Source organism: Ferrimonas sediminum (assembly GCF_900100175.1).
GTDB classification, from domain to species: domain Bacteria; phylum Pseudomonadota; class Gammaproteobacteria; order Enterobacterales; family Shewanellaceae; genus Ferrimonas; species Ferrimonas sediminum.
Map to the genome: position 1 here is coordinate 269955 of NZ_FNEM01000001.1, position 13873 is coordinate 283827.

General features: G+C 58.9%; 10 protein-coding genes. 8 read left to right on the forward strand and 2 right to left on the reverse strand.

Annotation, left to right across the window (positions count from 1 at the left end; genetic code table 11):
• Nucleotides 1-163: 163 nt before the first annotated feature.
• Nucleotides 164-1411, forward strand: a complete 1248-nt coding sequence (locus BLT77_RS01235) for a malic enzyme-like NAD(P)-binding protein (protein ID WP_090360661.1) — start codon at nucleotides 164-166, stop codon at nucleotides 1409-1411.
• A gap of 262 nt (nucleotides 1412-1673) precedes the next feature.
• On the forward strand, nucleotides 1674-2231 hold the full coding sequence (locus BLT77_RS01240) for a porin family protein (protein WP_090360665.1): 558 nt from the start codon (nucleotides 1674-1676) through the stop codon (nucleotides 2229-2231).
• A gap of 88 nt (nucleotides 2232-2319) precedes the next feature.
• Here BLT77_RS01240 and metJ read toward each other — a convergent pair whose 3' ends face one another.
• The gene (metJ, locus tag BLT77_RS01245) at nucleotides 2320-2637 is read right to left on the reverse strand and encodes a met regulon transcriptional regulator MetJ (protein ID WP_028111411.1); all 318 of its coding nucleotides are present in this window, start codon (nucleotides 2635-2637) and stop codon (nucleotides 2320-2322) included.
• Nucleotides 2638-2817: 180 nt separating this feature from the next.
• Here metJ and metB point away from each other — a divergent pair, with 180 nt between their 5' ends.
• The 6 genes from metB to BLT77_RS01275 all read left to right on the forward strand — a co-directional run bounded on the left by metB (nucleotide 2818) and on the right by BLT77_RS01275 (nucleotide 12731).
• Nucleotides 2818-3963, forward strand: coding sequence for a cystathionine gamma-synthase (gene metB, locus BLT77_RS01250; protein WP_090360670.1), 1146 nt, complete (start codon nucleotides 2818-2820; stop codon nucleotides 3961-3963).
• An 11-nt stretch (nucleotides 3964-3974) separates the two neighbouring features.
• Nucleotides 3975-6344 (forward strand): bifunctional aspartate kinase/homoserine dehydrogenase II, encoded by a 2370-nt coding sequence (metL, locus tag BLT77_RS01255; protein WP_090360673.1) that lies wholly within the window; start codon nucleotides 3975-3977, stop codon nucleotides 6342-6344.
• A gap of 29 nt (nucleotides 6345-6373) precedes the next feature.
• Nucleotides 6374-7261 (forward strand): methylenetetrahydrofolate reductase, encoded by an 888-nt coding sequence (metF, locus tag BLT77_RS01260; protein ID WP_090360678.1) that lies wholly within the window; start codon nucleotides 6374-6376, stop codon nucleotides 7259-7261.
• Between the two features lie 246 nt (nucleotides 7262-7507).
• Nucleotides 7508-9082, forward strand: a complete 1575-nt coding sequence (locus tag BLT77_RS01265; protein ID WP_090360683.1) for a methyl-accepting chemotaxis protein — start codon at nucleotides 7508-7510, stop codon at nucleotides 9080-9082.
• 216 nt (nucleotides 9083-9298) lie between these two features.
• On the forward strand, nucleotides 9299-10873 hold the full coding sequence (locus BLT77_RS01270; protein ID WP_090360688.1) for a methyl-accepting chemotaxis protein: 1575 nt from the start codon (nucleotides 9299-9301) through the stop codon (nucleotides 10871-10873).
• A gap of 427 nt (nucleotides 10874-11300) precedes the next feature.
• On the forward strand, nucleotides 11301-12731 hold the full coding sequence (locus BLT77_RS01275; protein WP_245709834.1) for a multiheme c-type cytochrome: 1431 nt from the start codon (nucleotides 11301-11303) through the stop codon (nucleotides 12729-12731).
• 185 nt (nucleotides 12732-12916) lie between these two features.
• On the opposite strand, the gene BLT77_RS01280 is transcribed toward BLT77_RS01275, so the two are convergent.
• On the reverse strand, nucleotides 12917-13810 hold the full coding sequence (locus tag BLT77_RS01280; protein WP_090360693.1) for an AraC family transcriptional regulator: 894 nt from the start codon (nucleotides 13808-13810) through the stop codon (nucleotides 12917-12919).
• Between the last annotated feature and the right edge of the window lie 63 nt (nucleotides 13811-13873).

Here is a 13873-nt window from a genome sequence, read left to right on the forward strand (position 1 = left end):
AAGTATTTAATTACTTTTGCCTTCGCGGCAATGAAACTGGTCGGAATTGCCTGTTATATCAAGTGCTAATGACAACATCGGTTGCAAATTCAGGCCAGAGGAGTAAGGTTTCATGCGACTGTACCCCTCCCTTAAAATAAATGTAGTGACTGGAATTAAGAGAATGGCAGACCTCCGCGAACAAGCGCTCGAATATCACGCCCAACCCGTTGCCGGAAAAATCAGTATTGCCCTGACAAAGCCGGCGGAAACCCAACACGATCTGGCTTTGGCATACAGCCCGGGTGTTGCTGAACCGGTTCGTGAAATCGCCTCTAACCCTGCAGATGCTTATAAATACACCAACAAAGGCAATCTGGTTGCGGTGATCACCAACGGCACCGCCATTCTGGGTCTGGGAAACCTGGGGCCTCTGGCGTCCAAACCGGTAATGGAAGGCAAGTCTCTGCTGTTTAAGCGTTTCGCCAATATCGACTCCATCGACATTGAGGTGAAGCACCGTACTCAGGAAGAGTTTATCGATACCGTCGCCAACATTGCTGACACCTTTGGTGGCATCAATCTGGAAGACATCAAGGCACCGGAGTGCTTTGAGATTGAGAAACAGCTGATTGAACGCTGCCAGGTTCCGGTGTTCCACGATGACCAGCACGGCACCGCCATTGTGACCGCTGCGGGGATGCTCAACGCCCTGGAGATCCAGGGTAAGAAGCTGGAAGAGTCCACCATCGTCTGCCTGGGCGCCGGTGCGGCAGCCATCGCCTGCATGGAGTTGCTGATTAAGTGCGGCGCCGTGCGTGAAAAGATCTACATGCTGGATCGCAAAGGGGTGATTCACACCCGTCGTGATGACCTTAACGAGTACAAGAAGCTGTTTGCCAACAACACCGACAAGCGCACCCTCACCGATGTGATTCAGGATGCCGACGTGTTTGTAGGCGTGTCCGGCCCGGATCTGCTGACCGAAGATCAGGTCAAGTTGATGGGTGACAAGCCGGTGCTGTTTGCCTGCTCCAACCCGGATCCGGAGATTCGTCCCGAACTGGCCAAGGCCGCTCGTCCCGACGTGATTATGGGTACCGGTCGTAGCGACTACCCCAACCAGGTCAACAACGTACTGTGTTTCCCGTTCATCTTCCGTGGTGCCCTGGACGTTCGTGCCCGCGCCATCAACGATGAGATGAAAGTGGCGGCGGTGGAAGCGATTCGTGAGCTGGCCAAGGAGCCGGTGCCTCAGTCAGTTCTGGAGGCCTATCAGGTCAGCAGCCTCAGCTTTGGTTCCGAATACGTGCTGCCCAAGCCGATGGATCCCCGCCTGCTGCCACGGGTGGCCAAGGCGGTGGCCCAGGCGGCCATTGAGTCCGGAGTGGCGGAGATTGAGACCCTGCCGGATCACTACATGATCGACTAAGGCTGACACGCCACCATCAAGGCAGCGCATGGCGCTGCCTTTTTTTATCTGAGTAAAACGTCACTCATTTTTTTGCGGTCGATTCTCCAGTAGGCCACTGGGGGTGGGCGGTGGGATAAGACCAGCAGCGAATGGGTATTCAACAAAAGTGCAAACCCTTGCGTCATTCATAATAAGTTACTGATTTGCATCTTTAAAATGCTTAATTGAATGCACTCGCTCATGATATCGTATCGAATTAAACCCGATAGTGATTGGAGAGATGATGAAAAGTGTAATCGGTTCAGGATTGGTGTTAATAGCGGCATTGGGCTCCACTGCCGCCATGGCCGAAGTGGATCAGACCGGCTTCTATGTGGGCGGTTTTGTCGGCAGCACCACCCTGGAAGTGGAAGATTTTGATAAGTCGGAAGCGGGCTTTGGTGCCTACGGCGGCTACAACTTCAACCAGTGGTTTGGATTGGAATCGACGCTGTATATCACCAGCGACTACAAGTTGGATGATGAGGACGACGCCTACGCGGCGGCGTTCACCATTGCGCCGAAGTTTACTGCCGCCATCAATGACACCTTCTCAGTCTACGGCAAACTGGGCCTGGCCAGCATGCTGGTGAGTGTCGATACCCGCCTTGGCGATCAGGATTTCTACGGAGTCGGTTTTATGTGGGGCCTGGGGGTGAACGCCGCCCTGACCGACAACCTCAACCTGCGCCTGGCCTATGAGTCCATGAGCGGTGACCTGGAGCACGAAGACTTCAGCAGCTGGGAGATTGATACCGATCTGTCCCAGGTTAACCTGGGTCTGCACTACCAGTTTTAATCCAGCTGCAATCAGAAGGGGGCCAGAAGGCCCCCTTTTTTATGTTTTGCTCAGCGCGACCGGTTCGTTGTGGCGTCGATGGCCGCAATCAGTCCAGATCTTCCCAGGTGATGCCCAGCGCTTCCATCTGCTCTTTGGCGGCAGCGGGAATGGTGTCGGGACGATCCTTTCTCAGATCTTCATCGACCGGCAGCGGTTGACCGGTAAAGGCGTGCAGAAACGCCTCGCACAGCAGTTCGCTGTTGGTGGCGTGACGCAGGTTTCCGACCTGGCGCCGGGTACGCTCGTCGGTCAGCAATTTCAACACACCCAAGGGGATGGATACGGTGATTTTCTTCACCTGTTCACTCTTTTTCCCGTGCTCTGCGTACGGGCTGATGTATTCACCACTCCACTCTGTGCTCATTCTTAGCTGCCTTAAACGTAAGTTAACGGGGCAAATTTTAACGACTCCGGCGAGGGAGTCAACTTGTCGACATCTTAACCTATAAACGTTTAGACGTCTAAACGCCTTGACGCCCAAATTTAGATTGGTTACTTTGGACGTCCAGACATCTTGCGATCACAGAATAATCAGGAGCCACGGATGAGTACCCCAAAGCCAGCCACCATTGCCGCCCGTGAGGGCATCGACAGCGATCTGACTCATGGCGCCGTGGTGCCGCCCATCTACCTGTCCAGCAACTACACCTTTGCGGATTTTAATCAGCCTCGTCAGTACGACTATACCCGCTCCGGCAATCCGACCCGGGACACCCTGGCGTCGGCCATCGCCCAGTTGGAGCAGGGCCACGATGCGGTGATCACCGCCACCGGCATGGCGGCGGTGACCCTGGCGGTCAGCCTGCTGAAACCCGGTGAGCGTCTGGTGGTGCCCCACGACTGCTATGGTGGCAGCTATCGGCTGTTCACCAATCTGGCGGCCAAGGGCGCGTTCGAACTGTCGGTGGTGGATCAGGGTGATGAAGCGGCCCTGGCGCAGGCGCTGGCATTGAATCCGAAAATGGTGTGGCTGGAAACCCCGAGCAATCCGCTGCTGCGGGTGGTCGATGTGGAGAAGGTGGCGCAGCAAGCCAAGGCCGTAGGTGCCCTGGTGGTGGCCGACAACACCTTCCTGTCGCCGGTGCTGCAGCAGCCGTTGACTCTGGGGGCCGATATCGTCATCCACTCCACCACCAAATACATCAACGGTCACTCCGACGTGGTCGGCGGTGCGGTGGTGGCCAAGGAGCCAGAGCTGGCGGAGACGCTGGCCTGGTGGGGCAACTGCCTGGGGATCACCGGTGCCCCGTTCGACAGCTTCCTGACCCTGCGTGGTCTACGAACCCTGCCGCTGCGGATGAAGCAGCATCAGGCCAATGCTGAAGCGGTGGTGGCGCTGTTGCAGGCTCACCCGGCGGTTGCCCGGGTGCACTACCCGGGGCTGGAAAGCCATCCCGGCCATGAATTGGCCCGGCGCCAACAATCCGGTTTCGGCGCCATGCTCAGTTTTGAACTCAAGGGCGGAGAAACCGAAGTCCGCGCTTTCCTCAGCCGGTTGCAGCTGTTTTCGCTGGCCGAAAGTCTGGGGGGAGTCGAAAGCCTGGTGGCGCACCCTGCGACCATGACCCATGCGGCCATGGATCCCGAGGCCCGCGTAGCCGCCGGCATTGAAGACAGCCTGATTCGTCTGTCGGTTGGCATTGAGGACAGCGAGGATCTGGTGGCGGATCTGAGTCGGGCTCTGGGATAGGGGGCGCTGGAGTGAGCGGCAAACAGCTTCATAAGTTTGGCGGGTCCAGCCTGGCCGATGCCGAGTGCTATCGACGGGTGGCCCACGTCATTCAGACCCAGGGCCAGAGTGGTGATCTGGTGGTGGTGTCGGCGGCGGGTAAAACCACTAACGCCTTGTTGAAACTGGTGGCACTGGCCAGCAGTGATCTGGCCTGGCAGGCGGAACTGGAGGCGGTGATCGCGTTTCAGCAGCGGTTGGTGCACGCCCTGCTCGGGGAGCAGGGCGCCGGCCTGGCGGCGACGCTGGACGCGGATCAGCAGCGGCTGCAGCAGTTGCTGCAATGCCGGAGTGTCGACGGTGCCGAGGTTCAGGCCTTTGGCGAGCTGTGGTCAGCGCGGCTTCTGGCGGCCCTGTTGTGTCTGCAGGGCGCGCCGGCCACGGCGTTGGATGCTCGTGACTTCCTGATTCTGCAAGCCGGGGTGCAGCCGCAGCCCGATTGGGCGGGATCGGCAGAGCGACTGCATCGCTGCCTGGCCCAGCGTCCCAATCAGCGGGTGGTGATCACCGGCTACTACGGCAGCGATGGCGACGGCTGCACTCGACTGTTGGGACGCAATGGCTCGGACTACAGCGCCACCTTGATTGCGGCTCTGGCCGAGGTGGCCGAGGTCACCATCTGGACTGACGTGGCGGGCATCTACAATGCCGACCCCAATGTGCTTACCGATGCCCGGCTGCAATCCAGTCTCAGTCTGGACGAGGCCGATCAGTTGGCCAAGCTGGGTTCGCCGGTGTTGCATTGCCGTACCCTGCAGCCGTTGCGGCAGGTGAACCTGGCCCTCAACGTTCGCTCCAGTTTTACCCCCGATGCCGGCTACACCCGCATCCTGCCAGCAGGCAGTGAACAGACCGAGCCCGTGGTGACCAGTCTGAACCAGGTGGTGTTGCACCAGTGGCAGGGAGAGATTGAGGGATTCGAAGGTTTGCTGCAGTGGTTGCAGAGCCAGGAGATTACGCCTCTGGCCAGCTACCCGCAGTCGCGGTCATTGGCGCTGACGCCGGAGCAATCCCGCAGCCTTGGTGAGGCCTTGCTTAAGCAAGCCGGCTCACTGGGGTTGACCGAACCAAGCTGCGATGACCGCTATGGCCTGGTGGGGGTTGTCAGCCAGCACCCGGCCCGGTTGGCGGGGGCGTTTTCCCGCTTGTTGGGACGGCGGGCGTTGCCCTGTTTCCGCCATGATCATGCCCTGGTGAGCCTGGTGCCTCACTCTCAGGTGAACGCACTGGTGGACTCGGTTCACCGCCGCTGCGCCGGTCCGCGTAAGCGCATCGGCATCGTGCTGGCCGGCAAGGGCAATATCGGCAGTGCCTGGCTGGATCTGTTCGCCCAGCAGCAACTTGGGCTCAACGACGAACTGGAAGCGGAGCTGAGGTTAGTGGGGATCATCGGTTCGGAACATTATCTGATCGATCCGAATGGCCTGTCCCCCGAACGGTGGCAGCAGGCGTATGACCAGCATGCCCGCCCTTTCAGCCGGCTGGAGTGGCTGGAGCAGGCCGCCGGACTGGATCTGGATGAAGTGGTGCTGCTGGACATTACCGCCAGCGCATCGCTGGGACTGAACTACCCCGCCATCGTGTCGGCGGGCCTGCATGTGGTCAGTGCCAACAAACAGGCAGGCAGTGGCCCGAATGCTTTCTATCAGGAGCTGCAGCGGCAGCTGTCCAACTGCCATCGTTATTGGCGTTATAACGCGTCGGTGGGCGCCGGTCTGCCGGTGTTCTACAGCATCGATGACCTGAAGCGCAGTGGCGACGCCATCAACGGCGTGTCCGGAGTGTTTTCCGGCACCCTGAGCTGGCTGTTCGACCACTTTGACCGGCGGGAGTCGTTTTCCGAACTGGTGCTGCAGGCCAAGGCCGAAGGCCTGACGGAGCCGGATCCCAGGGACGATTTGTCTGGCCGGGACATGCAGCGTAAGTTGTTGATATTGGCACGCGAGCTGGGATTGACCCTGGAGCTTGAGCAGATCGAGCTGGAGTCTCTGGTGCCTGCGGCCCTGGTGGATGTGCCGCTGGAGGAGTTTCTGCAGCGCATCGGTGAGCTGGATGAGGCGATGACCTCGGCTGCGCAGCAGGCCAGGGCCGAGGGCAAAGCACTGCGCTATGCCGCCAGTCTGGTGATCGACGGTGAGCGGGTGCAGGCCCGAGTCGGCCTGGAGCGCGTCGAGCCCGACCACCCCTTTGCCACTCTGCCGGCCGGGGACAACCAGTTTTTGTTTTTGAGTAAGCACTACCCCAACGGGTTAGTGATTCAGGGGCCGGGGGCCGGGCGGGAAGTGACCGCCGCCGCCGTACAGTCCGACTTCGTCGCTATTTGCCGGCGTTTGTTGCACTGAGTAACGCACGTTTCAAAGGAGCAGTAACCATGGGATTTCATCACGCACAGCAGTTAGAAGCCTTGAACGAGCGTCTCAGCCACCTTAAAGACATTCAGGTTTCATTCGAGTTTTTTCCACCGTCATCGGAATCCATGGAACAGACGCTGTGGCAGTCCATTGAGCGGCTGCAGCCTCTCAAGCCCCGCTTCGTGTCGGTGACTTACGGTGCCAACTCCGGGGTGCGGGATCGCACCCATAAGGTGATTGAGAAGATCCATACCGAAACCGATCTGGTGGCGGCCCCGCACCTGACTCTGGTGGATGCCAGTGACGAGGAGTTGCGTGCCCTGGCCAGGCAGTATTGGCAGCAGGGAGTGCGTCACATCGTGGCCTTGCGTGGCGATCTTCCGGAAGGCCAGGGAAGACCGAACCGGTTTGCGTCCGATCTGGTGTCGCTGCTGAAGCAGGAGCACGATTTTGAGATCTCGGTGGCCGCCTATCCGGAAGTGCACCCGGAAGCCCGCAACGCCCAGGCGGATCTCATTAATCTGAAGCGCAAGGTTGATGCCGGTGCCAACCGGGCGATTACCCAGTTCTTCTTCGATATTGAAGCCTACCTGAGATTTCGCGATCGCTGTGCCGCGGCCAACATCGATGTGGAGATTGTGCCCGGGATTCTGCCGGTCACCAACTACCGGCAGCTACTGAAGTTCTCCGAGTTTGCCAAGGTGCATGTGCCCAACTGGCTGCACCACATGTTCGATGGTCTGGATGAAGACCCGGCCACCCGTAAGCTGGTGGGAGCCAACGTTGCCATTGAGATGGCCAAGGTGCTGGCCAAGGAGGGGGTCAAGGAGTTCCACTTCTACACCCTCAACCGGGCCGAACTCAGCTACGCCATCTGCCATGCTTTGGGGGTACGCCCGACGCCCTGATAAAGGGGGCCATGGCAGCGGAATTCCAGCGGCACGCTACCGGCGTGCCGCTGTGGTTTTGGTTGCCGCAACGGCCCGACAGCCCCCGCCGGCATCACCGGGGCTGCTTTGTGAGCTTTCTTGTGATTTTGCTCTAAATTTTAGCAAGTTGCATTTAGATTCGCTGGTGCAACTTTGACCGCTGTCATGTTTACGGCAGCCGGTATTTGTCAAAATACTGACACCCCAAATTCAAACAAGTATCCCATGCGCAACAATCAACCCGTGACCCAGAACGAGAAGACGCTCAGCATCGATTCTATCCTGCTGTCGACCACGGATCTGGAGGGCAACATAAAATACGCGAATGAGGATTTCACCAGCATTTGTGGTTTCTCATTTGAGGAGCTGCATCGCCAGCCTCACAACATTGTCCGTCACCCGGATATGCCGCCGGTGGCGTTCGAGTCGATGTGGTCAACGGTGAAAACCGGTCAGCCGTGGATGGGGCTGGTGAAAAACCGTTGTAAAAATGGCGACTATTACTGGGTTAATGCCTACATTGCCCCGGTCTATGAGGACGGCGTGCTGCATGAGTATCAGTCGGTGCGGCGCAAACCCACCGAGGCTCAGGTTAAGTCGGCGGATCGCATCTATAAGGCGGTCAATGCCGGTAAGACGCCCAAGGAGCTGAAGCCAGACTGGCTCGGTTTTGGCGGTCGGCTGATGGTGTGGACCCTGCTGGCGGTATTGCTGACGGCCTACGGGGCCAGCTTTTCACCGCTGCTGGCGGGTGTGGTCGGAGCCGTAGTGGCTTCGCTGGGGATCTACAGCATGATGTCGCCGTTTCGGGCTCTGGTGGATACCGCCACCAACATCATTGACGACCCCATTGCCTCGGCGGTGTACACCAATCGTCAGGATGAGATCGGCAAGATCGATCTGGCGATGCACTTCCTGGTCACCGAGACCGGTGGTGTCGTCGGCAGAATGGCCGATTCGGCCGGCTCCATCAGCGTCCAGAGTAGCGATCTGAATGGCACCATCAACGAGACCCGTGAGCGGGCCGACAGCCAGAGCCAACAGACCGGCCAGGCGGCCACCGCCATGGAGGAGATGACCGCCAGTTTTGCCGAAGTGAACAGCAACACCCAGACTGCGGCCGAGGAGATGGGCGCCAGTCATCAGGCGGCCGAGCTTGGCCATGAGCGGCTGGTGACGGTGATCGACGCCATCAACAAGCTCAGCGACGAGGTGGGTCACTTCTCCGAAGTGGTGGAGTCCATCGAGCAGGACAGCCGCGATATCAGCGGTGTGCTGGAGGTGATTCGCGGCATCGCCGAGCAGACCAACCTGCTGGCACTGAATGCGGCCATCGAGGCGGCGCGGGCCGGTGAGTCCGGCCGGGGCTTTGCGGTCGTGGCGGATGAAGTGCGGCAGCTGTCCAGCCGAACCAGCGAGTCGACGGCGCAGATTGAAACCATCGTCAATAAGTTCCAGGACAGCACCCGTCGTGCTACCGCAGCCATGGAAGCGGGCCAGAGCCAGGCATCCCGCTCGGTCAATCTGGCGGAAGAGGCCGATGCGGCGTTTGAGTCGCTGCGGGCCTCCATCAACCGCATCAGCGGCATGGCGGAGGAGAACGCCTCGGCCATGAGCCAGCAAACCACGGTGGCGGCGGAGATCAGTGAAGCGATTCAGGTGATCAGCGAACTGGCCCAGGAAAGCCTGCAGCAGACCGAGCTGGCCAAGGAGCGCGGTGATCAGATGAACCGCCTCTCCAACAAGACCCATAACCTGTCGCAGCAGTTCTGGAAGCAAAGCGTACAGCGGGAATATTAACCGGGTTGGCCTTTGGCCGATGAGACGCCAAACCCGCAGGTTATGTCACTGACCTGCGGGTTTTTGCGTGTTTGTGCGTTTAACACCAGCAAAGGGTGAGAGTTTGTCCTTTTCTGAGATTGTTATTCGTTAACACATGAATAACTTGATGTGGGTCATATTCCCCACCTGAACGGTTTGCCAGAATGGCGCCACATCCCCAAAAACATCATAACTATGCGTGATAATCAACCGGTTACCCAGAAAGAGAAGCCCCTCAGCCGTGATTGCATTCTGCTGTCGACTACGGATCTGAATGGCAACATCAAGTACGCCAACGAGACCTTTATCGAGGTGGGGGAGTACTCGTTTGAAGAGCTGCACCGTCAGCCCCACAACATCGTGCGTCATCCGGATATGCCCGGGGTGGCCTTCAAGTCGTTGTGGGATCGCGTAAAGTCAGGCCAGCCCTGGATGGGAATGGTAAAAAATCGTTGTAAAAGCGGCGATTATTATTGGGTTAATGCCTATGTGGCGCCGGTGTACGAAGACGGCAAGTTGCACGAGCTGCAATCGGTGCGTCGCAAGCCCACTGCCGAGCAGGTAGCGTCGGCCGACCGCATCTATAAGGCGGTGAATGCCGGCAAGACGCCGAAGGAGATGCGCAAAGACTGGCTGGGCTTCGGCGGCAAGATGATGTTGTGGGCGTCGGCAGTGACCGCCGGCACCGCAGCCGGGGCGGTCTACTCGCCGTTGATGGCCGGGGTGGTGGGCGCAGTACTGGGGGTGGCTGGTATCTATGTGATTCTGTCGCCGCTGCGCAAACTGGTGGATACCGCCACCAGCATCATCGACGACCCCATTGCCGGGGCGGTGTATACCGGTCGTCAGGACGAGATTGGCAAGCTGGATCTGGCCATGCACTACCTGGTGACCGAAACCGGCGGTGTGGTGGGCAGAATGGCCGATTCGGCCGGTTCCATCAGTGGCCAGAGCAGCAACCTCAACGTCACCATCAATGAAACCCGCGAGCGCGCCGACAGTCAGAGCCAGCAGACCAGCCAGGCGGCCACCGCCATGGAGGAGATGACTGCCAGCTTCGCCGAAGTGAACAGCAACACCCAGAAAGCGGCCGAGGAGATGGGCGCCAGCCATCAGGCGGCCGAGCTGGGCCATGAACGTTTGATGACGGTGATCGACGCCATCAACAAGCTCAGCATCGAAGTGGGTCACTTCTCCGAGGTAGTGGAGTCCATCGAACAGGACAGCCGTGACATTAACGGTGTGCTGGAGGTGATTCGCGGCATTGCCGAGCAGACCAACCTGCTGGCGTTGAACGCGGCCATTGAGGCGGCGCGCGCCGGTGAATCCGGTCGGGGCTTTGCGGTAGTGGCGGACGAGGTGCGTCAGCTCTCCAGCCGCACCAGCGAGTCGACGGCGCAGATTGAAACCATCGTCAATAAGTTCCAGGACAGCACCCGCCGGGCCACCGCAGCCATGGAAGCCGGCCAGACCCAGGCGTCCCGCTCGGTCAACCTGGCGGAGGAAGCCGATGCGGCGTTCGAGTCACTGCGGGCCTCCATTAACCGCATCAGCAGCATGTCGGAGCAAAACGCCACCGCCATGAGCCAGCAGACCACGGTGGCCAGCGAGATCAGCCAGGCGATTCAGGTTATCAGCGAGCTGTCCACCGACAGCCTCGAGCAGACCGAGCAGGCCAAAGATCGCTGTGAGCAGATGAGTCGTCTGTCCAGCAAGACCCACCACCTATCGCAGCAGTTCTGGAAGCAGAGCGTGCAGCGCGAGTACTGAGTTTCCAATTTGCTCCCTATGCTTGCCCCGCTGTTGCGGGGCTTTTTTATGGTTGTGTTTCAGGTAACTGCCGGGCTCCAGTAACAGCATTGTGCCCCGCTTTCACTCTTCCCTCCGTTATACCGGCGCCGGCTTGTATCCGCTGGCTTTTGGATAAACCCAAGACTCTGGCCCCCGGTTTGGCAGTGGCGACCCCTAAGTGACAAGCGGCACGGCTCGAAAACCCAGATGAAGCGTGGCCACGATCGCAATTCTCTCTTCGGATCGGGGTATTGAACCGAGCTCAGATATACCATCCAAAAACTTTGCAGTTGCTTGGTTTTGTTTGCTTTTATCTGTGGCTAGTCATTTTCCGACCGGCAACTTCAACGCCAACCACCGGCAAGGCTGGCCGGAGAATGACCTCCGGTGTTCTTAGAAGAGAATCATGATGACGTTAAAACGCAACCTGGTCGCGGCGCTGCTGTGCACCGCGCTACCCCTGACGCTCCAGGCATCCGAAACCCAACCCTACGCCCCCTCTTACCTCACCGTTGTGGGTGATAAGGCTCCGGCCCTTAAAGACTGGAGCGAGCCCAAACGCTGTAAGGGGTGCCACCCGCGGCAGTGGACCGGTTGGCAGGGCTCGATGCACTCCATCGCCTTTATCGATCCGGTATTTCAGTCAGAGTGGGCCATGGGTGACAAGGAAACCGATGGCGTCACCCGTAATCTCTGTGGCGGCTGTCATACGGCATTCGGCACCGTTACCCAGACCGTGGAGTTCGACCCGGATCAGGAAAAAAATGGACTGTTTACCACTCAGGGGGTGGCTGCCAAGGGGATCTCCTGCGAAGTGTGTCACAGTGTGGTCGACACCAATATGCGCCACACCGCCATGGGCGAGCATGGCAACGGGTCACTGGCGCTGGCCAACGATAAGGTGAAACGCGGACCATTGAGTGATGCCAAGGCCCGTGGCCACCAGGCCGAGTACTCGGAGCTGCACACCAAATCTGAGTTTTGTGCTAACTGCCACAATGTGTTTAACCCGGCCCACGATAACTTCGCCCTGGAGCATACCTACCAGGAGTGGAAGGCGTCGCCGTATGCCGAGAGTGGCATCCAGTGTCAGGATTGCCACATGGTGCCGGTCGAGGCGGCCATCAGGGTGGCCGATGAAATGAAACCTGTGGCTGAACTGGCCAACCATGGCCTGGGTGGCAAGGCCGCTCGCGGTGGTAAACAACGTCCCTTGGTGCATGACCATGGCTTTGTCGGTGGCAACGCCGTGTTGGCCCCCCTGCTGGGCGTAAAAAATGGCGAAGAACACGCCGCCGAGGCCAAAAAACGCCTCAAGAGTGCCGCAACGGTGGATACCAAGATCATTCGCGACGGCGATGACGGCGTGTTGCAGGTGACGGTACACAACCGCCGGGCCGGCCACGCGTTGCCAACCAGCCTGACCTTTATCCGCCAGGTGTGGCTGGAAGTGGTGATTCGTGATAGCCAAGGTAAAGAGCTGTTGCGGTCTGGCAGCCTGGATGCCGATAACCTGCTGCCGGAAGGTACCGTGCTGTTCCAGAACGGGTCGGTGGACGCAAAGGGCAACCCTGAACATAAGCCGTGGAAAATTGCCCGTTTTGCCACCGAAAACACCATTGCGCCCAAAGGGCACAAGACGGTGGAGTATCGTTTCAGCCTGCCCGAGGGTGCGGATGACTACCGGGTTGAAACCAAGCTGAACTATCGCTCTTTTGACCAGGGCGTGGCCGACTACTTGTTGAAGGATAAAGTGTTGGTGCCGTCGGTGGAGATGGCCAGCTTGAGCCAGGTTTTCAACGGCACTCAGTTGAAGGCCTCCGAGGCCTCATTCTGAGGGTCTGGATAACGGGGTTCAAAACTCAGTTAAACCCTAGGGAGGGGCAAGGGAGCTGGTGCTGACGGTTATCAGTCCGCTGATAAAAAGCAGGACATTTAGGCCTATCCCTCTACCTCTTCAGCATCCCGGCCTCAAGGCCGGGATTTTTTTTCAAACCGGTTTACGTCAGCGGCAGTTGATGGCTACTCCTGGCGGCGAAACGCCGTCGGGGTAACACCAATCAATCTGCGAAAAAACTTAACGAAGTTGGTTGGCTCGCTGAACCCCAATTGGTGGGCGATCTCTGCCACCGACGCGGTGCTGTGTGCCAGTAGCCGTTGAGCCTCCAGCGCGATACGGTGGTCTATGACCTGTTTGGCCGAGCGGCCCTCCGCGGCCAGGCAGGCCCGGGAGAGGGTACTTTCAGAGTAGCCAAGAGCGCGGCCATAAAACTGGACACTGCGCTGCTCCATGAAATGGAGCTCCAGCGCCTGGCGGAACAGCCGATAGGTCCGCCCGTGGCTCGATTGCCCTGTCTCAACTGTGGGTTGCAGCCGTTGCAGCTTGGCAATTCTGAGTAGCAGGCTCATCAGTTCGTGGCGGATCAGTGCCGCATCCAGCTCTTCGCCATCGTACTGCTCAAAGTCGTGGCGCAGCCGTTTAAACTCGTCCCCGAGCTGGGCGGCGTCGCCCTGAGGCAGCGACAGCAGCGTGTGCCACTCATCGAAGCGCAGCAGGCTCAACTGCTGCGGCAGTTGTTGGCCACTGTGATAGGGCAGCGCATCGGGGGCGATCAATATGATATCGGCTTCGTAGTGGTTGTTGGTGAGCCACTGCTGTACTTGGCCGGGCCGAACGCAGATGAGGGTGCCGGGCACCATCGGCCAGTTCTGAAAGTCGATGCGGTGTTGGCCCTGGCCGGAGGTAACCAGGATCAGCATATAGAGGTTGACCCGCTCTGGCTTTTGGATGAAGTCGGCGGATACCTTGCTTTTTAACTCCGACAGCGTCATCGGCTCCAATCCCAGCCCGGTTAACCTGGGGTTGTGAAACGTGATACTTCGAAGAGAGGCGTCGCTGTTCTCGGGTGAGGGCATGGGCGAGCTTGCTCGATTTTGACCATTCTTTGGGGTAAATGTACCTATAAGGTCAGCTTTAAT

Coding starts and splice junctions, on each gene's coding strand:
- BLT77_RS01240 (WP_090360665.1), top strand. CDS start 1,674: ATGATGAAAAGTGTAATCGGTTCAGGATTGGTGTTAATAGCGGCATTG.
- metJ (WP_028111411.1), bottom strand. CDS start 2,637: ATGAGCACAGAGTGGAGTGGTGAATACATCAGCCCGTACGCAGAGCAC.
- metF (WP_090360678.1), top strand. CDS start 6,374: ATGGGATTTCATCACGCACAGCAGTTAGAAGCCTTGAACGAGCGTCTC.
- BLT77_RS01270 (WP_090360688.1), top strand. CDS start 9,299: ATGCGTGATAATCAACCGGTTACCCAGAAAGAGAAGCCCCTCAGCCGT.
- BLT77_RS01265 (WP_090360683.1), top strand. CDS start 7,508: ATGCGCAACAATCAACCCGTGACCCAGAACGAGAAGACGCTCAGCATC.
- BLT77_RS01235 (WP_090360661.1), top strand. CDS start 164: ATGGCAGACCTCCGCGAACAAGCGCTCGAATATCACGCCCAACCCGTT.
- metB (WP_090360670.1), top strand. CDS start 2,818: ATGAGTACCCCAAAGCCAGCCACCATTGCCGCCCGTGAGGGCATCGAC.
- BLT77_RS01280 (WP_090360693.1), bottom strand. CDS start 13,810: ATGCCCTCACCCGAGAACAGCGACGCCTCTCTTCGAAGTATCACGTTT.
- BLT77_RS01275 (WP_245709834.1), top strand. CDS start 11,301: ATGATGACGTTAAAACGCAACCTGGTCGCGGCGCTGCTGTGCACCGCG.